The sequence below is a fragment of the Vibrio sp. Vb2880 genome, from assembly GCF_033337975.1.
GTDB classification, from domain to species: domain Bacteria; phylum Pseudomonadota; class Gammaproteobacteria; order Enterobacterales; family Vibrionaceae; genus Vibrio; species Vibrio alginolyticus.
This window is the reverse complement of sequence record NZ_JAWORT010000028.1, coordinates 1-25,973: the sequence shown is the minus strand read 5'-3', so window position 1 is coordinate 25,973 and position 25,973 is coordinate 1. Positions and strand designations below refer to the sequence as shown.

Here is a 25,973-nt window from a genome sequence, read left to right as displayed (position 1 = left end):
TGAGCTTAAACCTTCCTGCAAGGGTAAGGTCAATACCCATTTGCTACTCACAACAATTTCGTCAAAATCTCTCGAATCCCACAAGTGCACGGTCATTTTACTTGCGAGTGATCTCAAGGTTTTTTCTCTTTGAATATAAAGTTCCGTTAAAACACCTAAAAGATGAATGAAGTCGCTCACGTTTTTTAGATGCTCTCAATGTCAGTTCAGTGTCAAAACGTACTTTTAACGTTTTTTATTTTTTATAGTTGATGTTAAATAGTTGTTTTTTATTGATTTATTTTATTTTTGATCTTCTCATTTTGAAGTCGCTCAGATTGCTGTAGGGAAAGTTTTTTAGTACGAAAAAAGTTTGTCATATTTGCCCCGTCCAAACACTGTTTCAAGTTCCTGCCATGTCCTAGTTAGTGAATTTGAAAATGGAAAAAACTAAAAATATAGGGGTTTATAATGTCTTACCTAAAGAAAAGCCTACTTGCCACGGCAATTACCGGCATGATGTTCAGTGGTGCTGCATTTGCTGATGGTGCAAACAGTGACGCAGCAAAAGAGTTTCTAACCAAAGATTCATTTTCTTATGAAGTTTACGGGATCATCGCGATGCAGGCCGCGTACCGCGATTACGATTCTGGCAGCAAAGCAACGGACGATGACTTGGGTGGCATGCAGCTAAACAACGAATCTCGTATCGGTTTCCGTGGTAAGAAACAATTTGCTAACTTCGACCCTACTTTTATTTGGCAAATCGAAGGCGGTTATGTAGACCCTAGCTTTGGTGGCGAGGGCGCAGGTCTTGGTGAACGTGACACATTCGTCGGTTTTGAAAGTGCATCTTGGGGGCAAATTCGCCTGGGTCGCGTTTTGACACCTATGTACGAATTGGTTGACTGGCCAGCATCTAACCCTGGCCTGGGCGATGTATACGACTGGGGTGGTGCTATTGGTGGCGCCAAGTACCAAGACCGTCAATCAAACACTATCCGCTGGGACTCTCCAATGTTTGCTGACAAATTCTCCCTAGATATCGCAGCTGGTGCAGGTGATAAAGCAGGTCTAGGTGAAGGGGATGACTACTGGGGTGGTATCGCAGCACACTACAAAATTGGTCCTATCCAGTTAGATGCGGCATATGAAGGTAACCGTAATATCAAGATGGAAAGCCAAACGTGGGAAAACAACACGTACTTGGTAGGGGCACAAGGCTGGTTTGATAACGGGATCTCTTTCTTCGCCCAATACAAATACATGGAGGCGGACGCAAGCAATGGTGTGAGTGAAAAGCAAGATGCAATGTCTGCCGCTATCATGTACACCACGGGTGATTGGCAATACAAACTGGCTTACGCCGCTAACTTTGATCTAGAGCGTGATGGTAAGAAAATTAACGATACAGCGGACGATGTGTTATCAGCACAAGTTATGTATTTCGTAGACCCATCGGCAGTGCTGTACGTACGTGCTCGTACTCTAGACTTTGGCGACGGTGCGTCTCAATTAGATAAACCAACAGAAGCACGTTGGAAGTCTGCTGACTACGACGAGTTCTCTGTAGGCGTTGAATACTACTTCTAACTAAAGAAGCAGCTAAAAGGGCGGAAACGCCCTTTTTATCTTGATACTTATTCAAATAAGCCTTTGAAATGACTGGCCTGTAAATTTTAGAGGCTTATCTAAATTGGTATAAAGTGAGAAACCATGATGAAAAAAACAACGACACTTCTCGGACTTTGCGCAATGCTTTCGGCGCCAGCTTTTGCTGCTCAACTCACTCTGCAATCTGAATTAGTTCCTCGCGTTCTCAACGGCGAGTTCGTCTACCCTGAGTGGATATCCAAGAACAACAGCATCGAGTTAAAGGATGGGGAAAACCAATTAGCGGTAACGGTTGGACAAATCGTATTTGAAGATGGAAAGCGCCGTAAATTCGATTCGCAGCCGCTGGTATTAGAGTTTGATGCAGAAAAAGACACCGAGCTTTCTCTGGCTTATCAAACATTCCGTACTATTGAAGAGGCGAGAGCCTTCGAACTCGATCCTAAAGTGGTATTGAAAGACAAAAACGGAAAAGAAGTGGCATTCTCTATGGTTCAACTTCGTAAAGGTGGTTTGCAAGGTTTTCGTGATTACGAACGAGAAGTTGCCGACTATAATAACGCAATGAATAAAGAATCGACTAAGGCAAGCATTGCGTCTTCTCCAGCGGAAACCAAAACAATCAAAGCATCGTTTAATGAATTGAGCCGTGAAGAGCAGCAAGAATTTATGCAATGGGCAATGCGTAACCTGAAGTAATTTCGTCTCGTGCTTTAACAGTAAATAGCAGGGCTGTGCCTTTTTGGTTCTGCCCTGTTTTTATTTCTGGTGTCAAACCGATTGTAGAATTGACTTACGGTGGTAAAATGTCGCCACTTTTATCCTTGACATTACAACGAGAGATCTCTCGTTGCTCATTACCCCTAAGGAACTCAAATGACGGTTAAAACTCGTTTTGCTCCTAGCCCAACTGGCTATCTACACGTTGGTGGTGCGCGTACTGCACTTTACTCTTGGCTATACGCTAAAAACCAAGGTGGTGAATTCGTTCTACGTATCGAAGATACAGACCTTGAGCGTAACTCTCAGGAAGCGGTTGATGCAATTCTTGAAGGCATGGAATGGCTAGGCTTGGAGTGGGATGAAGGTCCTTACTACCAAACTCAACGTTTTGACCGTTACAACGAAATGGTTGATAAGCTTCTTGCTGAAGACAAAGCTTACAAATGTTACGCGTCTAAAGAGCTGCTAGATGAAATCCGTGCAGAGCAAGAAGCAAATAAAGAAATGCCTCGCTACGATGCTAACCATCCAAAAATCAAAGCAGCAAACGAAGCGGCAAAAGATGGCGATCCATGTGTTATCCGTTTCCGTAACCCGAAAGAAGGCAGCGTAGTATTTGATGATCAAATCCGTGGTCGCATTGAAATCCGCAACGATCAAATGGATGACCTAATCATTCGTCGTACAGACGGTTCACCTACTTACAACTTCTGTGTAGTAGTGGATGACTGGGACATGGGTATCACTCACGTTGTTCGTGGCGAAGACCACATCAACAACACGCCTCGTCAAATCAACATCTACGAAGCACTAGGTGCGCCAGTACCTACATTTGCACACTGTGCAATGATCCTGGGTGATGACGGCGCGAAACTGTCTAAACGTCACGGCGCTGTATCAGTCATGCAATACCGCGATATGGGCTACCTGCCTGCGGCACTAAACAACTACCTAGTGCGCCTTGGTTGGTCTCATGGGGACCAAGAAATCTTCTCTCAAGAAGAGATGATCAATCTATTTAGCCTAAACGCAGTATCTAAGTCAGCGTCTGCTTTTAACACTGACAAACTGCAATGGTTGAACAACCACTACATCAAGAACTCAGATCCTGCGTACGTTGCTGAGCATCTACAATGGCATCTAGACCAACAAAAACTAGACGTAACGAATGGTCCTGCTATTACTGACGTGATCAAGCTGGTGGGTGAGCGTTGCAACACACTAGTTGAGCTAGCTGAGCAAATCCGTTACTTCTATGAAGATTTCTCTGAGTTTGAAGCGGGCGCAGCGAAGAAACACCTGCGTGGCGTGGCTAAAGAGCCTCTAGAACTTGCATTAGCGAAAGTGGAAGCACTAACTGAATGGACGACAGCGAACATCAAAGATGGCGTTATCGCAGCAGTATGTGAAGAGTTGGAAATCGGCATGGGCAAAATCGGTATGCCATTACGTGTTGCTGTAACAGGCGGGGGTCAGTCTCCTTCTGTCGATGCAGTAATGGAGCTGGTTGGAAAAGAGCGCTGTATTGCTCGCATTAAGATGGCGCTTGAGTTCATTGCTGAGCGTGAAGCAAACGCATAATTGCTTTGAACTGAACGTTCTTTTGAATAAATAGTCACAAAGCCGCGGTGAGCAACCGCGGCTTTTTTGTATCTTCAATTTAGATAACGAGAAACTTTCTCTCATATTGGTGAATGAAGAGATGGTTTCACCTGTAATTTACCTCAATATGGATAAGATTTTTTAATCCAAATATCGTTGGCATGAATAAAAAACGAGCGATTATATATCAAATATCTGATTGATTTTTATCCATGTTCCTTAAAGTTCCATTTTATTTGTCTCATTTTTAAGAAAAATCTTTGCTTTAGCTATGTTGTTCCAAAAATTAAAGCAAACGTTTGCGTCGTGGTTGCGTGGGGATTTTTTTGCTTAAGATCACATGTTGTCGAGATTTTTGATGACAATAAATTGACAGAATTGGGATTTTTCTCGCGATTTCTTAGCGTTATAGTTCATCCCGTCAGCGATACCGAGATGGCGATGTGTATCACTGAACAGGAAATGTACGTAAGTTGCTTCCATAAAAAAAATGCATGTGCATAAAAAGAAGCTGACTAAGTATCTCACTCAAGGAATGAATAAAAAGAATTGAAATACAACGTCAGTCAGACGGCGCATTTCGGCATCTAACAAAAGAACTTCTTTAGAGGAATCAATAATGAAAAAATTAGCAGCGGTAATTTCAGCGTCTCTACTTATGGCTTCAGCAGCACAAGCAGAAGTATACGTTGGTGGTAAGATGGGTAAGTCATGGATGGAAGACGCGTGTGTAGCGGGCCAGGCTTGTGACAAAGACGATTCTACTCTTGGCGCTTTTGTTGGTTACGAAATGAATAAATACTTCGCAGTAGAAGCGGGTTTCGACAACATCGGTGATTTTAACCAAACTTCTTTCGGTGGCCACGTAGAAGCGATCACTCTTGCTCCTAAATTTAGCCTACCAATCACTGAAGACATCGCACTTTACGGTAAAGTGGGTGGCGCTTACGTAATGTTTGATGGCAAAGATGATTACTCTTACCTAGGCGCGGCTGGTCTTGAATTCAACCTAAGCCAAAACGTAACAGCTCGTGCGGAATACCAAACACTGACTGACATCAGCAACGATGTAACTCGTGCGACAGGTAACACTGCAACACTAGGTGTTTCTTTCAAATTCGGCGGCAACGATGAGCCAGTAATCGTAGAAGAGCCAGTTGTTGTTGAAGAAGTGGTTGTAGAAGAAGTGGTAGAAGAGCCAGTTGTAGTTACGAAAACATTCGAAACTCAAACAATTGGTACAGGTAGCTTCGATCTAAACAGCACAACTCTAAAACCACAGAGCGCTGCAAAACTTGATAACCTAGTTGCTTTCCTAAACGAGCACCCACAAGCGAACGTTGAAGTTGTAGGTTACACAGATACGTCTGGTCCAGCAGCTTACAACCTAAAGGTTTCTGAAAAACGTGCTGAGTCTGTTGCTAACGCGCTCGTTGAAAAAGGTATTGATTCATCACGTATCCAAGCTCGTGGCGAAGGTGAAAACAACCCAATCGCTTCAAACGACACTCGTGAAGGTCGTCAACAAAACCGTCGCGTAGAAATCGTTGTTCCAGAATTTGAATACCAAGTTCAGCAATAAGCTCCTATTCGACCGTAGTATAGAAGACTGAAGCTGAAAGCCCCAAAGAGTTCGCTCTTTGGGGCTTTTTATTTCTCTTTAAAAACTGACTGAAATGTTCAAAGTGGCTAGGTATTACTTAAGATCAATGCTGTTTAAACGCCCCATAAATGTCAGGATCTCCAAGTTATCTTTATGTGCTTCTAACAACGCTTTTTTGGTTTGCATGTAGGCGGCAAGTTTGCCGTACTTACTAATAGAGCGAACCACCGTTTTATATTTATACTCACCGTCATCATTGAACTCTCGCCACTTGGCGATGTAACACGTATCTCGGTTGTCAGGGTTTTCAAGAGTAGGGTTAGGCTTGTGAACGATTTTAGGCTCAACGCTATGTGGAAGCCTGGTCATTAGGTAAGGGTCTTTCAAAAGACGTCGCCAGAATTTGCCCCACATTTGCCGGCCTAACTCGTTTCTCAGCTTAATGGCTTTTTGTAAGCCTTTCTTTTCTCCAATACGAACAAATCCTACCGAGCGGTGTAGTACCGTATCCTCGGGGGTATGGATATGTATCTTAAAGGCTGTCTTGCCTTTAGAAATAAAGCGGTGTCCAGTGTTAGTTATTAAATTGCTCTTAGACATAGTGCTAACTAATAATTTTATTAATAGCTAAAAGGGTAAGCAAAACTCATAGATAATTAAAGTAATAAAATACAAAACTGTAAATAGGGCTTGTTGAAATGATTTCAAGGGGAAGAAGTCAGATCAGTAGAAGACTTTATCCCGTAACCGAAACACCTGATCCGATCATATTGATTACTGGGAAGATTACCTAACACGATGTACTAGGGGGAGCAGTGCGAGGCTTGAAATTGAAGATACAAAAAAGCCTTAGCTCAAGTGGGAGCTAAGGCTATGATATGGCGCCCCCAGTAGGATTCGAACCTACGACCTGTCCCTTAGGAGGGGACTGCGCTATCCAGCTGTGCCATGGGGGCGTAATACCAATAGTTGCAGTTCATTGCACTGTTTTACTGAGTTCAAATCTAGCAATCTACCAGATCTGTATCAGCATCACGTTGAACGATTCGCTACGGTCATTGGTATAATCAAATAAGATGCGCTGCCTATGATATTCAAAAGTGAGCATATCTCAAGACTTAATGTTTGCTTTTATAGGATCTTGTTCATTACGTCGCCAATTTGAACGCTAGATGCTAAATTTGGCTGATCAATCGTCAGTTCCGCTTCGTGTTCGTATATGCGTGATACCGTTAATGTAATTTCGCTTTGCGAGACTTTGTTTCTTGGCAATCCATTTTGGTCGATAAACGACGCGGTGTGCCAAAGCTGCAATTTGTCTCCCTCTTTTACGCCGTGCATACGGCCGAGATCCATCGTTACGGTATTTCCGAAGACTGCCACAACCTCTGGCAGTGTAATTTTGCAAGATAGCTCCGACTCCAGATCCAACATAATATTGCGACTAACGCGAAGCATCATCTCGCCATAGGTCGATGCCCAAAAACGTGCACTACGAGTGTCCACTTGACTCGTCTTAGCAAATGGCCAACGCGCGACCTCACGGTAGGCTTTGTTGAAGATTTCATGGCCAGTTTTACCATCAAATACTTTCATTTCTAACGCAAACTGACGATTGATGATGTCATCTTGCAATAGTTGAGATTCGACCGTTGCAGTGAGATCAGTAATGACCCCTCCAATGATGTATTGTGCGCCATTGTCTTGCGCGATCATTTGAGTGCGAGCAGGATAGTTGCTGCTTATTGAGTAGTCCGTTGTACCAACAGACACAAAGCTGCGTGAGGTTTGATCAAGTTGACGGTTCACTACGTGGCTAAAATCGTCACCAACTTGATAAATTTGTCCCATCACTGCTTGTTGTGGTGATGCGACCTCAATATTGCCGACCAGCATTGTCTTTTTGTATTGATCGGTGTGGCAACCCGTTGCCGATGGATAAATATCAACGCGGATTTTTACCTCGACTTTACCGCGACGTTTGCGTTCAGACTCCACCAAAATGTAACGGACTTCATGATTGGTAAACTGGTATTCGTTGCGACTTTCTTCTAATAGCGGCATCAAGTTGCTAATACTGCCAATATCTGCGCCCGAAAAATTGACGGCTTTGAACAGCGCGTCTTCCAACGCATGGAGCCTTGCCGTCTCTTCTGAAGAAACGATGGTGGCAACGCCTGTGACTTCATACCAAGATGCCATTACCTTAAAAGGCACAAGCATCACTAAAGTGATTGAAAACAGACTGTTTAATATTTTTTTCATTGGTTACAACCGTTCGGGTATAAATATTGCTTTAACAAATTCAGTGAAGTTTGGTGGGTTTTTCTTCGTTAGGCAAACAAAGAAAAGCAAAGACTGTTCCAATATTCACTTTCTTGGAAAGGAATTAATAAAGAACGGTATCACCTAAGATTATCTGGAGAATCAAACCATGAAAAAGTGGCTTGTCGCTGCATCGATGATGACGCTTCTGACATCGTGCGCGTACTCACCGATTTACAATGGTAAAGAACCTTACTCGGGAAGCCAGTTCATGCTGATGGATAGTCCGCGTCATACGATGGACTTTTTCATTGAGAGCATGACAGAAGACCTGATGGTTTCTAATGTGGCAGTATCAGCGCGGACACCGATTGCGATTACCTCGTTTGTTGATCTACAAAATATGGATGCAACAAACTGGTTAGGTAACTCGGTCTCTGAAGGTTTTATCCATCAGTTTCAGCGCCGAGGGTTTAAAGTGGTTGATTTCAAAACTACGGGCTCTATTCAAGTGACGCAACAGGGCGATTTTGCTTTAAGTCGTGATTGGCAAGATTTAGCTCAAGAGCAGCAAATTCAGTATGTATTGACCGGAACGATGCTGCGCCAAGAGGGGGGAGTGCTTGTCAATGCACGCGTGGTTGGCATGCAAAGCCGTGTAGTTGTAGCGACAGCGCAAGGTTTCCTTCCGGCTGACCGTATTGGGCGTGACTTAGATACGTTAAATAGCATCCGCACACAAGATGGTGTGTTGATTCGTTCTGACCCTACCATTCGTCAGCCGTACACTGTGATTCTCCGTCCATAGGATAGAAGCATGAAGAAGTTATTATTTATTGTTGCCACACTGATATTGGTTGGGTGTCAGCCATTACAACAGATGCGTCAAGATGAAATCTTAGTGGCGGTGGGCTACGCCAGCGTCAGTGAGCAAACAGGCCGCACAGTAGAAGAAAAGCGTGTACGAGCAATGCGCGCATCAAAAATTGATGCTTATCGTGAGCTAGCAGAGCAAGTTTATGGCATGCGTGTTAGTGGACGTGCAGAGCTGCAAGACCAGCGTTTGGGTATTGAAAGCACCACTGGTGCCGTCGATGGTGTAATTCGTGGTGCAGAAGTTGTGCGTAGTTATCTTGTTGAAGACAGTTATGTGACTGAGCTGCGTCTGGATATCCGTAAGATGGATAAGCTACGTGATTATGGAGAAGTTCAGCAAGTGCCTGAGAAGCGTCAGCAAACTTTGTTTTAAACCATTTCACTAGACAGATAATCTTTTTGAGCGGCTGATTGGTAACAATGAGTCGCTTTTTTATATCTACGTGAGCGCGGGAATTGAGGGTAGGAGTGACGTTTAAGCTTTTATATTGGTGCCAAGCGTCGAGATGGTGTGGGTTTTTCCGCCCGCATTGTAGGTCATGCCAACTTTGCCATGAGTTCGCTGGAGCATGTTGTTGAGTTTATTGAAGCTCAGCTGTGCGCGACTAAGCGATTCGCCATTTACTTGGTTAACTTGTTGACAGTCGAGGACGATCGATTGGATCTGAGCAACAACCTGACTTAGGTGCTCATCTTCAGTAAGTTGATTGACGTGCGGGTGAGAGGCGATTCGCTGATCAGTTGTTCTGAGCTGATCAATGAGCGTCATCTTCTGTTTGGCAATGTTCTCAATCTCGGTAGAGACACGCGCCGTGATTGCTTGTGTTTCTTGGCGTAAAACAGCGGAAAGTGCCTTAGCATTTTCTAGCTGGAAATTAACGAGATCGACTAATGCTGCCATAAAATACTTACCTTCGGCCTAAGTCAGTTAGCTTTTGCCTTGCAATTCGTTTTCAAACTTAATCATGTTGTCAGCCAATTTTTCAGGATCGACTTTGTATGAACCGTTTGTGATAGCTTCTTTGATTGCTGCAACTTTGGCGCTGTCATATGCCGGAGAAGCTGCCATATCCTTCTGGAGTTTACTGACGGCTTTACTTTGCTGGCTGAGTGATACTGCGTCTTGTTGCGCTGGCGCCTTTTTTGATTCTGTCGTGCTGGTAGCATTGGAATCGTTACGTGCAGGTGCGCGACTTGTTGTCGTCATCATTTGCCCTGAACGTATATTATCTATACCTGCCATGTTTAACCTTTGCCTTGTATCGTAATACTGGTATCCAGACTATCGACCAGCGCAAAAATAACTTTAGTCATTTTTTGCATTTTTATTGATCAGTTTAAACACGCTACCAGTGGGTATTAAAAATTAACAGTGATTTCCGCAATGTCAGTCACTATGCCTTCTATTATACGTTGTGACTTATCATTTTTCACTCTTACTTGATCGCCAGCTGAACCATCCTGCAATGCTGTGCCTTGCGTTGTGATCGTCATGCCAGAATTCACCGCTTTGATAATGACCTTTTCATTTCGGCATACCACACAAACATCATTTCTCTCTACGACATCGCCTAAGCGAACATTACGCTTTAGCTTGGCCCCAACCACTTGATCGTAGCTAGAAAATCCATCTTTACGAAAGCGCTGTAGCTCGATCATGGAAGTGGTAACATCCGATGCGCTGACGATTTCTCCTCTCCCTAGTGTTCGTGTCGCGACGATCATTGGTACTGATACCGAGATCCTCACAGGAACATAGACTTTCCAGTCATCCGGTTGGCATTCCACTAACACATTGATGTTACTTCTCGTGCTGCTGGTGGAAGAGGCAGATGTGTCTAACGGAACAGGGCAATCCGTTGCTTTTATTCTCGAGTCGATCTCTGCCGCATTAACAGATAGCTCGCCACCATCAGGCTGATCAACCGTAGCAAGAATATGTTGTTCTGCTGCTGTTTTTATTTGCTCGATCTGATTATCTGAAGCTGAATGAACAAAAAAGCTAAACATACTGAGCAAAATGCCGATAGACTTAGCGTACTTTGTAATTAGCGCTCTACATATTGTCATAGTCAATGGTGTCGAAGTGAAAGTGAAATACGCCATACTGTCTCCCTGGTATCGTGCTTGCCAGTGGTAGAGTATCATTTAAAAACAAAAAGTTTGAGATGGAGATGAGCATATGACGGGGATTCTTGACTCGGTGAATCAGCGTACGCAACTCGTCGGTCAGAACCGATTGGAATTATTGACCTTTCGACTGATGGGCCGACAGCGCTACGGCATTAACGTATTCAAAGTGAAAGAAGTACTACAGTGCCCTAAGCTGACTTCAATGCCAAATCTACACCCTCTGGTTAAAGGTATCGCTCATATCCGCGGCCATACCGTGTCCGTTATTGATTTGAGCCTGGCAATTGGTGGCCGCCCAACCACTGATTTAGATAAATGTTTTGTTGTTATTGCAGAATTTAACCGTACGATCCAAGCATTTTTGGTATCATCGGTTGAGCGTATTATCAATATGCATTGGGAAGCGATTTTGCCACCGCCAGACGGCGCAGGTAAAGCGCACTACTTGACTGCCGTGACAAACATTGACAATGAGCTGGTTGAAATCCTTGACGTTGAAAAAATCCTGGCAGAAATTGCGCCAGTTGATGAAACGATGGATTCCGCTATTGGCGAAGAAATCGCACAAGCAGAACAAGAAAAGCCTATTGTACGCCGCATACTGATTGCTGATGACTCGACGGTCGCGCGTAAACAGGTAGAGCGTGCGATTACATCCATCGGTTTTGAGGTCGTATCTGTCAAAGACGGCAAAGAAGCGTACAATAAGTTGATTGAAATGGCTCAAGAAGGCAATATCTACGATCAAATTTCGTTGGTTATTTCCGATATTGAAATGCCAGAAATGGACGGCTATACCTTAACGGCTGAAATTCGCAGACATGCCGATTTGAAAGACCTTTATGTTATCCTCCATTCTTCATTAAGTGGTGTATTCAACCAAGCTATGGTTGAGCGTGTAGGTGCCAACACCTTCATTGCGAAATTTAACCCAGATGAGTTGGGTAACGCGGTTAAATCTGCATTAACACAATAAAAGAGACATTAATGACTGCTATTACAATCAGTGATCAAGAGTATCGTGACTTTAGCCGTTTTCTAGAATCGCAATGTGGCATCGTGTTAGGTGATAGCAAGCAATACCTCGTGCGTAGCCGACTGAGTCCTTTAGTGACGAAGTTTAAGCTCGCATCGTTATCAGATTTGCTTCGTGATGTTGTTACAGGGCGTAATCGAGAATTACGAGTCGCCGCTGTGGATGCGATGACGACTAACGAAACCTTGTGGTTTCGAGATACTTATCCGTTCACGGTTTTAGCTGACAAATTATTGCCAGAAGTAGCGGCAAGCAAGCGCCCAATTAAGATCTGGTCTGCTGCCAGTTCATCGGGCCAAGAACCGTATTCTATTGCAATGACGATCCTGGAAACGCAACAGCGCAAGCCTGGCTTGTTACCAAACGTGTCCATTACAGCCACAGATATTTCGACAAGTATGCTCGATATGTGTCGTGCAGGGGTGTACGACAACTTGGCTTTGGGTCGCGGGCTTTCACCAGAACGTCGTCGCACCTTCTTTGAAAATGCGGACGGTGGTCGCATGAGAGTCAAAGATAACGTCAAGCGTTTGGTGAACTTTCGTCCACAAAACTTGATGGACAGTTACGCACTGATGGGTAAGTTCGACATCATTTTCTGTCGTAACGTATTGATTTACTTTTCTCCAGAAATGAAGTCTAAAGTGCTTAACCAAATGGCGAGCAGTTTAAACCCTGGTGGCTACTTGCTGTTAGGGGCATCAGAGTCGCTAACTGGTCTGACTGATAAATTTGAAATGGTGCGCTGTAATCCGGGCATCATTTACAAGCTTAAATAGCGGTATCTCTTCATTGATAGAAAAGCCTGACTTCGTGTCAGGCTTTTTTGTTTGTGACCTTTCTGCGCCGAGCGTTTCATGTATCACTCAATTAGTTGAAGCGCGTTTTTGCCTTGTGCCCTCAACACGGTGTATCTTTATTAAGTGAACAAAGTGATACGACATGACATTCCAGTTACTTTGGCTCACTTATTGCTATTTCAATTCACGGTAACCACTAGGTTGGTGTAATGCTTTAGGTTTTGGCATGCTAATTGCTTTTTGGTTATCAATCACGGTCAGTTCTTAATTGTAGAGGCAAACATGGCTATATCTTTTGACAATGCACTAGGCATCCACCAGCACACGGTGGGCGTACGTGAGCGCAATGCAGAGGTGATTTCCACCAATATCGCACAAGCAAACACGCCTGGTTACAAAGCAAGAGGTTTAGACTTTGCGAAGGAATTGCAAGCGGCAACATCTGGGGCAAGCATTGGTCTTAGTCGCACAGATGGTCGGCATATTCCTGCCACTACGACGTTGGTTGGGGACAAGTTATATCGCCTTCCTACGCAACCAGATACGGGAGATGGCAACACGGTAGACTTGGATTTAGAGCGTAACTTGTTTATGCAAAACCAAATCAGACACCAAGCATCACTCGACTTTCTAGGCAGCAAATTCAAGAACTTAACCAAAGCAATCAAAGGGGAATAATTTAGATGAGCTTATTTAACGTTTTCAATGTGACAGGTTCCGCAATGAGCGCTGAATCCGTTCGTCTGAATACTACCTCAAGCAACTTGGCGAACGCCGACAGTGTCAGCAGCTCTGCGAAAGACACTTACAAAGCGCGTCATGCAGTGTTTGGTGCAGAGTTAAGTAACGCCATGCGTGGCGGTGATACGGTGCCAGTGAAAGTGATGGGTATTGTAGAAAGTGATAAACCGCTGAGTGCGGAGTACAACCCAGACCATCCCCTTGCAAACGAAGAAGGCTACATTTACAAGCCTAACGTCAATGTAATGGAAGAAATGGCAAACATGATTTCAGCTTCTCGTGCATACCAAACTAATGTACAGGTCGCTGATTCTAGTAAACAAATGCTGCTGCGTACGCTGCAGATGGGTCAATAAGGATAAGGGGGTAGCGTATGGCCGGAATTAACAACGTTGGTCAAAGCGGCTTGTCCTATATCGACCAGCTTAAAAGTCTACAAGAGAGTAACAAGAAAGCGGAAGAGAGCACGGGTAAGCAGGATCTAAAACAGGAAGACTTCTTATCATTGCTCACGAAGCAACTGTCTCAACAAGACCCTTTTAAGCCGGTAAGTAATGACCAGATGATTGCGCAAATGGCTTCATTTGCGACCGTTGATGGCATTGGCAAGATGAACACTCAGTTTGAGAGTTTGAATTCGTCAATGACATCAAATCAAGCGTTACAAGCTTCCTCTTTGGTAGGGCGTGACGTATTGGTCCCAGGAGCAGCAGGTGTGAAGCAGGACGACGCACCAATGGCGGCAATGGTTAAGCTTTCACAATCTATCGATAATCTGTTTGTTCGTGTAGAGGATGAAGCTGGCCAACTGGTTCGTACCTTTGAGGTAGGGGCGAAACCAGCCGGCGACACGCGTGTGCTTTGGGACGGTAAAGATGAAAGCGGAAATCCACTGCCAGCTGGCAAATACAAAGTGAAAGCGTCTGGCTTAGTTGAAGGGGAGTCGCAAGAGTTCCCAGTATCGACGTATGCCAACGTAAACAGCGTATTGCTTGGCAAAGGTGACGGAAACGTATTACTCAATCTGGCTGGTTTTGAATCGCCAGTTCGACTTGCAGAAGTATTGGAAGTCGGTAAAGCGTAGTCATAGCTCGCTAGATTAGGAGATTTTGGAATGTCATATGTATCTTTAAGCGGTTTGTCCGCCGCCCAACTGGATTTGAACACCACCAGTAACAACATTGCGAACGCCAACACTTACGGCTTTAAAGAGTCCCGTGCTGAGTTTGCTGATGTCTACTCTAACTCTTTATTTACTAACGCAAAAACCACACCGGGTGGTGGTGCGCAAGCAAGCCAAGTGGCACAGCAGTTCCATGAAGGCTCTAGCATTTACACCAACAACCCAATGGATTTGCGTGTTTCGGGGACAGGTTTTTTCGCTGTAGCGAAAGAGCGTCTAACTCCACAACAGAATGAACTGACACGTAATGGTGCATTTCACTTAAATAAAGAAAACTACATGGTGACCGCGAACGACGAGTTCTTATTAGGTTACCAAGTGGACCCAAGCTCTGGTGAGGTTTCTTCATACGAGCCACAACCTATCAATATTCCTGCTGAATTTGGTAAGCCAAAGCAAACAGCAAACATTGAAGTGGGCGTGAACTTGCCAGCTAACGGCGATTTGAAAGATCCGACTCAGTTTGATTTTTCAGACCCAGATACATACAACCGTTCAACCTCTTCGACAATTTATGACTCGATGGGTCAGTCTTACAAGCTAACGACGTATTACTTGAAAGATCAGACTCAGCCAAATACATGGAACACTTACTACACCGTGACAGATAAAGAAGGTGAAAAGCCTTTAAATGTTGCGGCTGGTGATGCGCAAACGCCAACAGGTCATGTGGGGCATACCATGAAGTTCAACAACGATGGTACGTTGGCGAGCTTGAACAATGGTCAGCCAATCACTTCTGTGGCTCTGGGCGATCCAGCGACGAATACGACACCAGTCGATATGAATGGTGCTGATCCTGCGCAGACGCTTAACTTCGGCTTAGGCTCAGCAACACAGTTTGCGGCTCCGTTCGAACTGACTAAGTTTGACGAAGACGGTGCAACAACGGGCTTCCTAACCAAAGTTGACTTCGATGAAAACGGCAGCGTATTGGGGACTTATTCAAACGGTGAAAACGTTACATTGGGTCGTGTTGCTCTCGTACGTGTTCCAAACGAGCAAGGTCTGGATAAGAAAGGCGGCACTCAATGGGATTCAACGCAGTTCTCTGGTGACAAGATCTGGGGTGAATCAAATAAAGGCTCTTTCGGCACCATCAATAACGGTATGCTGGAACAGTCAAACATTGATATGACGCAGGAGTTGGTGGACCTGATCTCTGCTCAGCGTAACTTCCAAGCAAACTCACGTTCGCTAGAAGTACACAACCAACTACAACAGAATATCTTACAGATCCGCTAGAGCACTAGCTGGGTCATTCGATACTCTGCTTGAGTAAGCAATGGCGTGTGGTTGCTTCTTAGTAATTACCGCTTTGTTCACTTTCATCATGACATTCATCTGATGCTTAGCCTGAATACACCTCACTCAGGCTAAGCATGCTTTGATCTACGATTTGCCGCTGTTGCCGCCGTATGGATCAAAACCTTGCCTCTCGTTACAGTTTTCTGCCCCTATTGACCTCTTTTAATTGTTGATTGTTAATTCAAAGTATTGATTGATAAGCCTATTTTTGTTTTGGCATAACTATTGCTTTTACTCCGTGTACAGAGAGATTTTTTGGAGTAATTTATGGATCGCGCACTGTTTCTCGCAATGAGTGGCGCCAAGCAAAATATGCAGGCACTACAATTGCGCGCTAATAACTTGGCTAACGTAAGCACGACCGGATTTCGGGCTGATTTAGCACAGGCTCGCTCAATGCAGGCTTATGGTGAAGGCCATCCTTCACGTGTGTTCAGCATGACAGAGCGTCCAGGGCATAACTTTGCTCAAGGTAGCGTGATTACAACAGGGCGTGATCTGGATGTGACGATTGAAGGCAGCGGTTGGATATCGGTACTCGATCACACAGGGAAAGAAGGGTTGACCCGTAACGGCAACCTAAAAGTCGATCAAAATGGCATGCTTACGAACGCAAGTGGTCATTTGGTGCTGGGTGAAAACGACGCGCCGATTACTTTGCCTATTCCTCTCTCCAAAATTGAAATCGGTCGGGATGGCACCATCTCTGTACTTCCTCAAGGTGCCCCGGCAGAAGAATTCCAAGCGGTTGATCGCATTAAGCTTGTTAAGCCTAATGATCAAAGCTTGTTTAAAGACACCAATGGCTTATTTCGCCATAAAACTCCAAACCAACCTTACGAAGCAGACGCGACTGTTAGTCTCCAGACGGGAGCGATAGAAGGCAGTAACGTGAATGCCGTAGGTGAAATGACCGCATTGATTGACTTACAACGTCAGTTTGAAATGCAAGTCAAGATGATGAGCACAGCTGAAGAAATGGATAAATCTTCAGATTCACTGCTTCGTATGAGTTAACAGAGTTAGAGGTTCACTATGCATCCAGCACTATGGGTAAGTAAAACAGGTCTAGACGCCCAACAAACCAACATTGCCACGATTTCGAACAACTTGGCGAACGCCTCTACTGTCGGCTACAAAAAGAGCCGTGCAGTATTCGAAGATTTGTTCTATCAGAACATCAACCAGCCTGGCGGCCAGTCATCTCAGAACACGGAACTGCCAAGTGGCTTGATGCTAGGTGCGGGTTCTAAAGTGGTTGCGACGCAAAAAGTGCACACGCACGGTAATGCACAGACAACGACCAACGCACTGGACATGATGGTGGAAGGCGACGGTTTTTTCCAAGTGACATTGCCGGACGGCAACATCGGTTATACCCGTAACGGTCAGTTCACGCTCAATGGTGAAGGCACGTTAGTCACGTCGGGTTCTGGCTACCCTGTAGAGCCTGAAATTGTGATTCCAGAAGATGCGATTTCTATTACTGTCGGTACGGATGGTGAAGTGTCGGTTCGCGTCCGAGGTCAGCAAGACAACCAAGTCGTTGGTCAGCTAACCATTACAGACTTTGTTAACCCGGGTGGCCTAGAGCCAATTGGTCAGAACCTTTACTTACCAACGGGTGCCAGTGGCGATCCACAAGAGGGTGTTCCTGGTTTGGACGGTTTGGGGGAAATTCGTCAATCCATGCTGGAAGCGTCCAACGTGAATGTAACAGAAGAGTTGGTCAATATGATCGAAGCCCAGCGCGTTTACGAAATGAACTCAAAAGTGATCTCGTCAGTCGATAAGATGATGAGCTTCGTTAACCAGCAATTGTAACGATTAAGAGCAAGATTTGAGGAGCTCACGATGAAACGTATTTGCCTACTCGCTTTGATTGCTACGATGTCGGGCTGTGCCATGTTGGAACCGATTGAAACGGATGAAGTGACACAAGCAACCACTGTGGTCGACGCAGTAGAAGGTGATAAATCGAAAGAAGAGAGCAGCGGTATTGTAGATACTTTACGTGGTAGAAGCGATCCGGTTGCTGGCGACCCTGCTTGGGCTCCAATTCATCCGAAAAACAAACCTGAGCATTACGCTGCTGCAACAGGTTCGTTGTTTAGCGCCGAGCACATTACCGATCTCTACGACGATTCTAAACCACGTGGTATTGGCGACATTATTACCGTAACACTTGATGAGACAACCAGTGCGACGAAAAGCGCAAATGCCGATTTATCGAAAACCAATGAAGCGCAAATGGACCCGCTTCAAGTGGGCGGAGAAGAGCTGCAAATTGGCGGAAAATATAATTTCTCTTATGACTTAAACAACTCCAACTCATTTGCAGGTGACTCTTCTGCAAAGCAGAGCAACAGCATCAGTGGTTACATTACTGTTGAGGTGATTGAAGTACTGGCAAACGGCAACCTCGTGATCCGCGGTGAGAAGTGGATGACGCTAAATACAGGTGATGAGTACATACGTTTAAGTGGCACTATTCGTCCGGATGATATTAATTTCGACAACACCATTGCATCAAATCGCGTTTCTAACGCAAGAATTCAGTACTCTGGCACTGGTTTGCAACAAGATATGCAAGAGCCAGGCTTCTTGGCACGATTCTTTAATGTAGCGCTATAACACGCCCTGCTGACGGCAATTTGACTGCAAGAGATAAGTAAGCATGAAAAAACTCCTTTTAGTACTGATGAGCGTTGCTCTGTTTTCTACCGTAGCCCAAGCCGCACGTATCAAAGACGTCGCGCAAGTGGCAGGTGTACGAAGCAACCAACTCGTGGGTTATGGTTTGGTTTCAGGCTTACCTGGTACGGGTGAAGCGAACCCGTTTACAGAGCAAAGTTTCGCCGCCATGCTGCAAAACTTCGGCATTCAGATGCCGCCGGGCACAAAGCCAAAAATTAAAAACGTTGCCGCAGTCATGGTTACGGCAGAATTGCCGCCTTTCTCTAAACCGGGTCAGCAAGTGGACGTGACAGTCTCTTCCATCGGAAGTGCTAAAAGTTTGCGTGGTGGTACGCTACTACAAACGTTCCTCAAAGGTCTCGACGGTCAAGTTTACGCGGTTGCTCAAGGTAACTTAGTAGTGAGCGGCTTCAGTGCTGAAGGCGCTGACGGTTCTAAAATCGTAGGTAACAATCCAACCGTTGGTCTTATCTCTAGTGGTGCGACAGTAGAGCGAGAAATTCCAAACCCATTTGGTCGTGGTGATTACATCACGTTCAACTTGCTTGAGTCAGACTTCACAACGGCTCAACGTATGGCGGATGCTGTAAACAACTTCCTTGGCCCACAAATGGCGAGCGCTGTTGACGCGACATCAGTGCGCGTGCGTGCTCCTCGTGACGTCAGCCAGCGTGTTGCGTTCTTATCGGCAATCGAAAACCTAGAGTTCGACCCAGCAGATGGTGCAGCCAAAATCATCGTTAACTCTCGCACGGGCACCATCGTAGTTGGTAAGCATGTGCGTCTTAAACCAGCAGCAGTAACGCACGGCGGCATGACGGTTGCGATCAAAGAAAACCTGAATGTTAGCCAGCCTAACGGCTTTTCTGGTGGGCAAACCGTAGTCGTACCAGACTCGGATATCGAAGTCAGCGAAGAGCAAGGCAAAATGTTTAAGTTCGAACCAGGCTTAACGTTGGATGATTTGGTCCGTGCCGTGAACCAAGTCGGGACTGCGCCTTCGGACTTGATGGCAATTTTACAAGCATTGAAGCAAGCTGGTGCCATTGAAGGCCAGTTGATCATCATTTAATGGTTAGGAGGTAGGTATAATGAACAATCCTAACGACATTGGTTTTATCCATGACATCAGTTCTCTGGATACTCTGCGTCAAAAAGCAGTGAAAGAGGGAAAAGATGGCGAGCAAGAAGCATTGCATGCGGCTGCTCGTCAGTTCGAATCGATCTTCACCTCCATGATGTTGAAATCCATGCGTGAAGCCAATGAGGGCTTTGAGTCCAACATGATGAACAGCCAAAACGAGAAGTTCTACCGACAAATGTTGGATGAACAGATGGCGAGTGAATTGAGTTCGTCTGGTTCAATGGGACTGGCCGATATGATTGTTAAGCAATTAACGGCTGGGCAAGGGAACGACAAAAAAGAAACGGCTATGCGTGATGCGGCAAACAATGCTGCGGAATATCGTCGTGTTGACCCGAAAAAAGCGCGCGAGATTGAACAGCGCTTGATTGAGTCTGGTCAGCTATCTCGACCAAGCAATGAACCCACTCGATTCGATTCACCAGAATCCTTTGTTAACTCGATGAAGCCATACGCGGAGAAAGCTGCGAAAGCCTTAGGTGTCGAGCCATCTCTGCTACTTGCGCAAGCCGCTTTGGAAACGGGGTGGGGACAAAAGGTCGTGAAGAACGCGCGTGGCAGCAGCAACAACTTATTTAATATCAAAGCAGATCGAAGCTGGCAGGGTGACAAAGTGACGACTCAAACTTTAGAGTTCCACGATAACACGCCAGTGAAAGAGACGGCAGCGTTTCGCTCCTACTCAAGTTACGAAGACAGCTTTAATGACTTTGTACGATTTTTGAATGACAACCCACGTTACGAGACAGCATTACAGCAACGCGGGAATTCAGAGTCGTTTATTCGCGGTATCCACAGTGCGGGTTACGCGACCGATCCGAATTACGCAGATAAAGTCCTGCAGGTGAAGGATAAAATCGAAAGTATGTAATGTTTCTGCGACAATTTATGACGTTCTCGAAGGCTTGCCATAGTGCAAGCCTTCACTTTATCTGAACATTTACGCCTTTCTATCACTTGGCACATCTTTTGCTTTTAATGTGTCTAGGTGATCGGTTTTGCCGATTTATATTTCGTTTTCGGGGGCATGTATGGCGTCAGATCTTCTGAATGTAGGTACTCAAAGTGTGCTTACTGCTCAGAGACAATTAAACACCACTGGTCATAACATTTCTAATGTTAATACAGAGGGTTATAGCCGTCAGTCTGTTATCCAAGGCACGAATGATCCGCGCATGTTTGGTGGTTCTACCTACGGCATGGGTGTGCATGTGGAAAATGTTCGCCGCTCGTGGGATCAGTTTGCCGTGAATGAACTGAACCTGTCGTCGACCAACAATGCCAACAAAACGGATACCCAAGACAATCTTGATATGCTCTCTAGCATGTTGAGCTCCGTAGCATCGAAGAAAATTCCCGAGAACCTGAATGAGTGGTTCGATGCGGTAAAAACCATGGCAGATACCCCGAACGATTTAGGGGCACGAAAAGTGGTATTGGAAAAGGCGAAAATCTTCTCTGATACATTAAATGATTTCCACGAAACCGTTCGACTGCAATCTGATGTCACCAATAAAAAATTGGATATGGGCATTGAGCGCGTTAACCAACTTGCGTTGGAAATTCGCGATATTCATCGACTGATGATGCGCACCCCCGGCCCACATAATGACCTAATGGATCAGCATGAAAAGCTGGTTACTGAGCTGTCAGAGTACACCAAAGTTACTGTAACCCCACGCAAAAATGCGGAAGGGTTTAATGTTCATATCGGCAATGGACACACACTTGTTTCTGGTACGGAAGCAAGCCAGCTCAAAATGATCGATGGCTATCCGGATGTTCATCAAAGACGATTAGCAATGGTGGAAGGGAATGGCATTAAAGCGATCAAGTCTGATGATATGGATGGCAAAATCGGCGCTTTACTTGAAATGCGCGACAAACACATCCCACAACTGCAAGATGAAATGGGCCGTTTAGCGACGGGTTTCTCCTACAAAATTAATCAGCTGCAATCTCAAGGTCTGGATCTCAACGGTAAGATAGGTAAAGACGTATTTACCGATGTGAACTCTGAGCTGGTGGCAAAATCTCGAGTTTTTGCTGCGCCTGACTCTCAAGCTGATGTTGCGGTTTACATCGAGGATATTTCCGCGATCAAAGGTGGTGAATATTCGCTGCGTTATGATGGCGACCAATACAGCGTGACAACACCGAAAGGTGAGCAAATGTCGTTGAACATCGACCGTTCGGATTCGTCGTTTGTTCTGGATGGTATGAAAGTGCAAATTGGTGAAGGCCTTGCCGCCGGTGAGCGCGTATTGCTCCGCCCAACGAGAACTGGTGCAGCCATCATAAAGATGGAAACCAATGATGCAAAAGCTATTGCCGCACAAAGTTATGAAGCCTCAACCACTTTTGCACAAGGTAACGCCAAGTTTAAAATTCGTGAGGCGGGGGATGTTAAAGAGTTTGAGGTTACCGTACAACCAGCCGACGAGAAGCATGATAAGCCGTGGTTAAAGATCACGGATAACAAGGGTAATTTACTATCGGACAAATACTCATACCCGATAGATAAAGATAACCCGATGATTGAAATCTCAGTGCCGAAAAGCCATCCGCTGTATAAAAACGGCGATGCAACCGTGTTTGAGTTGAGCGAAGGCGCACTGATGAATGATAAATTCACCGCAAACTTGGTGCCTTCTGAAGGTGGTAACGGCAACTTGCGAAAAATGCAGAAGATCCAAACAGACAAGATGATGGATGGAAAATCCAGTACCTTGATCGATGTTTATCATAACCTCAATACCGAAGTTGGACTGAAGTCTTCTACAGCAAACCGTTTAGCCTCCGTCGCTCGTTTAGAGCATGAAGCGGCGCAAGAGCGCGTTGCTTCTATTTCTGGTGTTAACCTCGATGAAGAAGCGGCCAACATGATGAAGTTTCAACAAGCGTACATGGCTTCATCACGTGTGATGCAAGCGGCGAATGATACCTTCAATACCATTTTACAACTGAGGTAAGGAGAAGAGATAAGTGCTAACCCGAATTTCTAGTTTCCATAACTATCAGTCCGTACAAAATGATCTGCGTCGTCAAGAGAATAAGGTTCACCACAACCAAGAGCAACTTGCTTCAGGGAAAAAGTTACTGAAACCTAGTGACGACCCCCTCGCTGCGCATTACATCCAAAACATTAGCCAGCAACAAGAACAGCTACAACAATATCTTAGCTCGATAGTGTTGGTGCGTAATCGTCTAGAAAACCACGAAGTTAATATCGCCAATGCGGAGAATTTTGCCGACGAGTCGAAGCGCTTAACGATGGAGATGATTAACGGTGCGTTTTCTGCGGAAGACCGACAAGCAAAGAAGCGTGAGCTAGAAGAGATTGCGAACAACTTCCTTAACTTGGTGAACTCGCAAGATGAATCTGGTAACTACGTGTTTGCTGGCACTAAGCCAAAAAGCCAACCATTTTATCGCGATAAAGATGGTAGCGTGCAATACGCTGGGGACGATTATCAGCGCAAAATGAAAGTCTCCAGCATGCTTGAGATGCCAATGAACGATCCCGGCAGCAAGCTGTTTATGGAGATACCAAACCCATTTGGCGATTATCAGCCGAATTACGATCTACAAAACGGTTCTGAGTTGCTATTAAACAGAGCCACTAACGTTGATACGAAGGATGATGCGGCGTATCGCGTGACATTTGTCGATATGAATAACGGCAAATTTGGTTACCAATTAGAGCGTAACGGCAAAGTAGTGGATGCCGATGAGTTTTCTCCAGAGAAAGGGATTGAATACAAAGGCCTGAAAGTGCACGTAAAAGGCCAAATTACGCCTGGTGACAGCATTGAGATCGAAAAGCGGGCAGAGTTCAGCATTTTCGATACCTTCAAGGATGCAATGGCATGGTCAGACAAATCGGTTTCGGACACGTCGGCGACCGCCAAATTGCACCAAATGACAGAAGAATTCCACGCTGCTTTTATCCATTTGAATAAAGCGCGTACAGATGCCGGTGCTCGATTGAGTACGCTGGATATCCAAGAGCAAAATCATGAAGACTTTAATTTGTCTCTCGCAAAAGCGAAGAGCAACTTTGAGGACTTGGATTACTCTAAAGCCGTGATCGAGTTCAGTGAAAACTCGCGAGCGTTACAGGCATCGCAACAAGCATTCGGTAAGACCAAAGATCTAACGTTGTTTAACTACATCTAGTATGACACTCATACACATTGTCTGATTTTGATGCCTTATGTGCAAAGCCTTAAGCGCGATAAGTCGGCGTAACCTGAGAGTCTGAGATGTCATGCGGCACGATTTTACCCAAAGCGGCAATGATGCGGGAGGCAAGTCGGGCGGCAACAGGGCAGCGTTCAATACCCTTGGGCTAAGATGAGTCTGACAAACCTGAAATAGCTTAATGATAAAGCTAACTTATTGTTTATCTGATTCTTTTAAAATTAGTTAAATAATTTACGCAAGTTGGCACACAAATTGTATTGAAAATATCAGAACAGATTTAGAGATTCTAAACCCTGCGTTTAAGGCAGATTTAGCAAGTAACTTTTACGGTCAGTGCTTATCCAAATGAGAGTAAAGCTGGCCGCTTCGCAAAAGCTTGCGAACTCAACAGGAGAGCAAAATGGCTGTAACAGTTAGTACTAACGTCTCCGCGATGACCGCGCAGCGTTACCTAAACAAAGCGACTGATGAATTAAACACGTCGATGGAGCGCTTATCTTCAGGACATAAGATTAACAGTGCAAAAGATGATGCGGCAGGTCTACAGATCTCTAACCGCTTAACTGCACAGTCTCGTGGCCTAGATGTCGCAATGCGTAACGCGAACGATGGTATCTCGATTGCACAAACCGCTGAAGGTGCGATGAATGAGGCAACCTCTGTCATGCAACGAATGCGTGACCTTGCGATTCAATCATCGAACGGTACTAACTCTCCAGCTGAGCGTCAGGCGATCAACGAAGAGTCAATGGCATTGATTGACGAGCTAAACCGTATTGCAGAAACCACTTCATTTGGTGGTCGTCGTCTATTGAACGGCTCATTCGGTGAAGCGGCATTCCAGATTGGTGCGAGCTCAGGTGAAGCCATGATCATGGGACTCACCAGCATTCGTGCGGACGATACTCGCATGGGCGGTGTGACCTTCTTATCTGAGAACGGTAAAGATAAAAACTGGAGTGTTGACCCAGCTAAATCTGACTTGAAGATCACGCTACCAGGTATGGGTGAAGACGAAGACGGCAATGTTGATGATCTAGAAATCAATATTAATGCTAAAGCGGGCGACGACATCGAAGAGCTTGCCACTTACATTAATGGTCAGTCTGATATGATTAATGCGTCTGTAAGTGAAGATGGCAAGCTGCAAGTTTTTGTCGCGCACCCAAACGTTCAGGGCGAGATTTCCATTTCTGGTGGATTAGCATCTGAGCTTGGCCTGAGTGATGAACCTATCAGAACGTCAGTACAAGATATTGATATGACCACGGTACAAGGCTCTCAAAACGCGATTTCTGTGCTGGATTCGGCACTGAAATACGTAGACTCGCAACGTGCAGACTTAGGTGCGAAGCAAAACCGTTTGAGTCACAGCATCAACAACTTGGCGAATATCCAAGAAAACGTTGACGCCTCGAACAGCCGAATTAAAGATACAGATTTTGCGAAAGAAACCACGCAAATGACCAAAGCACAAATTTTGCAACAGGCAGGTACATCGATTCTTGCTCAAGCGAAACAGTTGCCAAACTCTGCAATGTCACTATTGCAGTAGTTTACTTAGCCTGTACTCAATACATTCAGACGTGGATGGGAATGCAGGCTTTTGGCAAGCAACTTTACAATAGAATGAGCGGCTCTCTCATCTCTCACCTGCCAATCATTTTCAATGTAAAGTTGCACTCGGTATGCCGGAAATGTGTTCATTTCTCTTGATCTCCACATAGGCTCTGGCGACCAACCTAGCCCCAGTTCTCTCAAAGGAAAAGGGGCTTTTTCTTTTCTAATTTTCACGTCTATCGTCTGCGAACTTACCTTCAATTGTTTCCTTTTGCTGGTTTTCTATACAATTTATCCCTCTCGGCTCGATTTGTGGAAACTTGAGCACTTTTTCTTACTTTTCTTCAATTTTATTAGCTAAATCTCGCAATGTTATTTTTTTAAACTTTTTTCTAAAGCTTCTGAATTTGGTGTCGTTAATAGAAATAACTTTGAGAGAACTACTTGGTTTTCCGAGACGTCGGAAACCGCTACACCGGAAAATCAATTGGAGAAATCACCAT

25 protein-coding genes and 1 tRNA gene are annotated in these 25,973 nt (G+C 45.0%); 20 read left to right on the top strand and 6 right to left on the bottom strand.

Annotation, left to right across the window (positions count from 1 at the left end):
- Positions 1-450 precede the first annotated feature (450 nt).
- The 4 genes from chiP (at position 451) to R7M92_RS21805 (ending at position 5,500) form a co-directional block, all read left to right on the top strand.
- Positions 451-1,572 (top strand): chitoporin, encoded by a 1,122-nt coding sequence (gene chiP, locus R7M92_RS21820; protein ID WP_005382007.1) that lies wholly within the window; start codon positions 451-453, stop codon positions 1,570-1,572.
- Between the two features lie 123 nt (positions 1,573-1,695).
- Positions 1,696-2,292: a DUF2057 domain-containing protein gene (locus tag R7M92_RS21815; RefSeq protein WP_031780870.1), complete on the top strand. Its 597-nt coding sequence runs from the start codon at positions 1,696-1,698 to the stop codon at positions 2,290-2,292.
- A gap of 177 nt (positions 2,293-2,469) precedes the next feature.
- A complete protein-coding gene (gene gltX / locus R7M92_RS21810) occupies positions 2,470-3,897 on the top strand; it encodes a glutamate--tRNA ligase (protein ID WP_005384075.1) in 1,428 nt (475 codons plus the stop codon).
- A gap of 640 nt (positions 3,898-4,537) precedes the next feature.
- Positions 4,538-5,500 carry an OmpA family protein gene (locus R7M92_RS21805; protein ID WP_318134279.1) on the top strand — a complete coding sequence of 321 codons (963 nt, stop codon included), beginning with the start codon at positions 4,538-4,540 and terminating at the stop codon, positions 5,498-5,500.
- Positions 5,501-5,614: 114 nt separating this feature from the next.
- On the opposite strand, the gene R7M92_RS21800 is transcribed toward R7M92_RS21805, so the two are convergent.
- The 3 genes from R7M92_RS21800 to R7M92_RS21790 all read right to left on the bottom strand — a co-directional run bounded on the left by R7M92_RS21800 (position 5,615) and on the right by R7M92_RS21790 (position 7,786).
- Positions 5,615-6,121, bottom strand: a complete 507-nt coding sequence (locus tag R7M92_RS21800) for a hypothetical protein (RefSeq protein WP_005382011.1) — start codon at positions 6,119-6,121, stop codon at positions 5,615-5,617.
- A 279-nt stretch (positions 6,122-6,400) separates the two neighbouring features.
- Positions 6,401-6,477 (bottom strand) — tRNA-Arg (locus R7M92_RS21795).
- 175 nt (positions 6,478-6,652) lie between these two features.
- Complete coding sequence (locus tag R7M92_RS21790) at positions 6,653-7,786, bottom strand: flagellar assembly protein FlgT (protein WP_005382012.1); 1,134 nt, start codon at positions 7,784-7,786, stop codon at positions 6,653-6,655.
- A 169-nt stretch (positions 7,787-7,955) separates the two neighbouring features.
- Here R7M92_RS21790 and R7M92_RS21785 point away from each other — a divergent pair, with 169 nt between their 5' ends.
- Together R7M92_RS21785 and flgP are read left to right on the top strand one after the other, a co-directional pair.
- Positions 7,956-8,594 carry a FlgO family outer membrane protein gene (locus tag R7M92_RS21785; protein WP_005382013.1) on the top strand — a complete coding sequence of 213 codons (639 nt, stop codon included), beginning with the start codon at positions 7,956-7,958 and terminating at the stop codon, positions 8,592-8,594.
- A 9-nt stretch (positions 8,595-8,603) separates the two neighbouring features.
- Positions 8,604-9,035: a flagellar assembly lipoprotein FlgP gene (gene flgP / locus R7M92_RS21780; protein ID WP_005382014.1), complete on the top strand. Its 432-nt coding sequence runs from the start codon at positions 8,604-8,606 to the stop codon at positions 9,033-9,035.
- Between the two features lie 102 nt (positions 9,036-9,137).
- Here flgP and R7M92_RS21775 read toward each other — a convergent pair whose 3' ends face one another.
- The 3 genes from R7M92_RS21775 to flgA form a co-directional block, all read right to left on the bottom strand.
- A complete protein-coding gene (locus tag R7M92_RS21775; protein ID WP_005382015.1) occupies positions 9,138-9,563 on the bottom strand; it encodes a flagella synthesis protein FlgN in 426 nt (141 codons plus the stop codon).
- Between the two features lie 27 nt (positions 9,564-9,590).
- Positions 9,591-9,905 (bottom strand): flagellar biosynthesis anti-sigma factor FlgM, encoded by a 315-nt coding sequence (gene flgM, locus R7M92_RS21770; RefSeq protein ID WP_005382018.1) that lies wholly within the window; start codon positions 9,903-9,905, stop codon positions 9,591-9,593.
- 116 nt (positions 9,906-10,021) lie between these two features.
- Positions 10,022-10,768, bottom strand: a complete 747-nt coding sequence (gene flgA / locus R7M92_RS21765; RefSeq protein WP_005382020.1) for a flagellar basal body P-ring formation chaperone FlgA — start codon at positions 10,766-10,768, stop codon at positions 10,022-10,024.
- Positions 10,769-10,844: 76 nt separating this feature from the next.
- Between flgA and R7M92_RS21760 the strand changes: the two genes are divergently transcribed.
- The 14 genes from R7M92_RS21760 to R7M92_RS21695 all read left to right on the top strand — a co-directional run bounded on the left by R7M92_RS21760 (position 10,845) and on the right by R7M92_RS21695 (position 25,465).
- On the top strand, positions 10,845-11,771 hold the full coding sequence (locus R7M92_RS21760; protein ID WP_005382022.1) for a chemotaxis protein CheV: 927 nt from the start codon (positions 10,845-10,847) through the stop codon (positions 11,769-11,771).
- An 11-nt stretch (positions 11,772-11,782) separates the two neighbouring features.
- Complete coding sequence (locus R7M92_RS21755) at positions 11,783-12,610, top strand: protein-glutamate O-methyltransferase (protein WP_318134278.1); 828 nt, start codon at positions 11,783-11,785, stop codon at positions 12,608-12,610.
- A gap of 303 nt (positions 12,611-12,913) precedes the next feature.
- The gene (gene flgB / locus R7M92_RS21750; protein WP_005382026.1) at positions 12,914-13,309 is read left to right on the top strand and encodes a flagellar basal body rod protein FlgB; all 396 of its coding nucleotides are present in this window, start codon (positions 12,914-12,916) and stop codon (positions 13,307-13,309) included.
- A gap of 5 nt (positions 13,310-13,314) precedes the next feature.
- The gene (flgC, locus tag R7M92_RS21745) at positions 13,315-13,728 is read left to right on the top strand and encodes a flagellar basal body rod protein FlgC (RefSeq protein WP_005393132.1); all 414 of its coding nucleotides are present in this window, start codon (positions 13,315-13,317) and stop codon (positions 13,726-13,728) included.
- Between the two features lie 17 nt (positions 13,729-13,745).
- Positions 13,746-14,456 carry a flagellar hook assembly protein FlgD gene (gene flgD, locus R7M92_RS21740; protein ID WP_005382029.1) on the top strand — a complete coding sequence of 237 codons (711 nt, stop codon included), beginning with the start codon at positions 13,746-13,748 and terminating at the stop codon, positions 14,454-14,456.
- A 30-nt stretch (positions 14,457-14,486) separates the two neighbouring features.
- Positions 14,487-15,800 (top strand): flagellar hook protein FlgE, encoded by a 1,314-nt coding sequence (gene flgE, locus R7M92_RS21735; RefSeq protein ID WP_005382030.1) that lies wholly within the window; start codon positions 14,487-14,489, stop codon positions 15,798-15,800.
- A 330-nt stretch (positions 15,801-16,130) separates the two neighbouring features.
- Positions 16,131-16,880, top strand: coding sequence for a flagellar basal-body rod protein FlgF (gene flgF, locus R7M92_RS21730; protein WP_005382031.1), 750 nt, complete (start codon positions 16,131-16,133; stop codon positions 16,878-16,880).
- Between the two features lie 18 nt (positions 16,881-16,898).
- Positions 16,899-17,687 carry a flagellar basal-body rod protein FlgG gene (gene flgG / locus R7M92_RS21725; RefSeq protein WP_005382032.1) on the top strand — a complete coding sequence of 263 codons (789 nt, stop codon included), beginning with the start codon at positions 16,899-16,901 and terminating at the stop codon, positions 17,685-17,687.
- A gap of 30 nt (positions 17,688-17,717) precedes the next feature.
- Positions 17,718-18,497: a flagellar basal body L-ring protein FlgH gene (gene flgH / locus R7M92_RS21720; protein WP_005382033.1), complete on the top strand. Its 780-nt coding sequence runs from the start codon at positions 17,718-17,720 to the stop codon at positions 18,495-18,497.
- Positions 18,498-18,540: 43 nt separating this feature from the next.
- The gene (locus R7M92_RS21715) at positions 18,541-19,632 is read left to right on the top strand and encodes a flagellar basal body P-ring protein FlgI (protein WP_258635339.1); all 1,092 of its coding nucleotides are present in this window, start codon (positions 18,541-18,543) and stop codon (positions 19,630-19,632) included.
- A gap of 16 nt (positions 19,633-19,648) precedes the next feature.
- Complete coding sequence (gene flgJ, locus R7M92_RS21710; protein WP_031779079.1) at positions 19,649-20,575, top strand: flagellar assembly peptidoglycan hydrolase FlgJ; 927 nt, start codon at positions 19,649-19,651, stop codon at positions 20,573-20,575.
- A 160-nt stretch (positions 20,576-20,735) separates the two neighbouring features.
- Positions 20,736-22,676, top strand: a complete 1,941-nt coding sequence (gene flgK / locus R7M92_RS21705) for a flagellar hook-associated protein FlgK (RefSeq protein WP_171345126.1) — start codon at positions 20,736-20,738, stop codon at positions 22,674-22,676.
- A 13-nt stretch (positions 22,677-22,689) separates the two neighbouring features.
- Entirely contained in the window at positions 22,690-23,883 is a 1,194-nt protein-coding gene (flgL, locus tag R7M92_RS21700; RefSeq protein ID WP_047102907.1) for a flagellar hook-associated protein FlgL, read from the top strand.
- 427 nt (positions 23,884-24,310) lie between these two features.
- Positions 24,311-25,465 carry a flagellin gene (locus R7M92_RS21695; protein WP_005382038.1) on the top strand — a complete coding sequence of 385 codons (1,155 nt, stop codon included), beginning with the start codon at positions 24,311-24,313 and terminating at the stop codon, positions 25,463-25,465.
- Positions 25,466-25,973: the final 508 nt, after the last annotated feature.

Coding starts and splice junctions, on each gene's coding strand:
- flgG (WP_005382032.1), top strand. CDS start 16,899: ATGCATCCAGCACTATGGGTAAGTAAAACAGGTCTAGACGCCCAACAA.
- flgE (WP_005382030.1), top strand. CDS start 14,487: ATGTCATATGTATCTTTAAGCGGTTTGTCCGCCGCCCAACTGGATTTG.
- flgD (WP_005382029.1), top strand. CDS start 13,746: ATGGCCGGAATTAACAACGTTGGTCAAAGCGGCTTGTCCTATATCGAC.
- R7M92_RS21815 (WP_031780870.1), top strand. CDS start 1,696: ATGATGAAAAAAACAACGACACTTCTCGGACTTTGCGCAATGCTTTCG.
- flgA (WP_005382020.1), bottom strand. CDS start 10,768: ATGGCGTATTTCACTTTCACTTCGACACCATTGACTATGACAATATGT.
- R7M92_RS21760 (WP_005382022.1), top strand. CDS start 10,845: ATGACGGGGATTCTTGACTCGGTGAATCAGCGTACGCAACTCGTCGGT.
- R7M92_RS21790 (WP_005382012.1), bottom strand. CDS start 7,786: ATGAAAAAAATATTAAACAGTCTGTTTTCAATCACTTTAGTGATGCTT.
- R7M92_RS21695 (WP_005382038.1), top strand. CDS start 24,311: ATGGCTGTAACAGTTAGTACTAACGTCTCCGCGATGACCGCGCAGCGT.
- flgH (WP_005382033.1), top strand. CDS start 17,718: ATGAAACGTATTTGCCTACTCGCTTTGATTGCTACGATGTCGGGCTGT.
- R7M92_RS21715 (WP_258635339.1), top strand. CDS start 18,541: ATGAAAAAACTCCTTTTAGTACTGATGAGCGTTGCTCTGTTTTCTACC.
- flgB (WP_005382026.1), top strand. CDS start 12,914: ATGGCTATATCTTTTGACAATGCACTAGGCATCCACCAGCACACGGTG.
- flgC (WP_005393132.1), top strand. CDS start 13,315: ATGAGCTTATTTAACGTTTTCAATGTGACAGGTTCCGCAATGAGCGCT.
- R7M92_RS21785 (WP_005382013.1), top strand. CDS start 7,956: ATGAAAAAGTGGCTTGTCGCTGCATCGATGATGACGCTTCTGACATCG.
- chiP (WP_005382007.1), top strand. CDS start 451: ATGTCTTACCTAAAGAAAAGCCTACTTGCCACGGCAATTACCGGCATG.
- flgK (WP_171345126.1), top strand. CDS start 20,736: ATGGCGTCAGATCTTCTGAATGTAGGTACTCAAAGTGTGCTTACTGCT.
- R7M92_RS21755 (WP_318134278.1), top strand. CDS start 11,783: ATGACTGCTATTACAATCAGTGATCAAGAGTATCGTGACTTTAGCCGT.
- flgP (WP_005382014.1), top strand. CDS start 8,604: ATGAAGAAGTTATTATTTATTGTTGCCACACTGATATTGGTTGGGTGT.
- R7M92_RS21800 (WP_005382011.1), bottom strand. CDS start 6,121: ATGTCTAAGAGCAATTTAATAACTAACACTGGACACCGCTTTATTTCT.
- R7M92_RS21775 (WP_005382015.1), bottom strand. CDS start 9,563: ATGGCAGCATTAGTCGATCTCGTTAATTTCCAGCTAGAAAATGCTAAG.
- R7M92_RS21805 (WP_318134279.1), top strand. CDS start 4,538: ATGAAAAAATTAGCAGCGGTAATTTCAGCGTCTCTACTTATGGCTTCA.
- flgM (WP_005382018.1), bottom strand. CDS start 9,905: ATGGCAGGTATAGATAATATACGTTCAGGGCAAATGATGACGACAACA.
- flgF (WP_005382031.1), top strand. CDS start 16,131: ATGGATCGCGCACTGTTTCTCGCAATGAGTGGCGCCAAGCAAAATATG.
- gltX (WP_005384075.1), top strand. CDS start 2,470: ATGACGGTTAAAACTCGTTTTGCTCCTAGCCCAACTGGCTATCTACAC.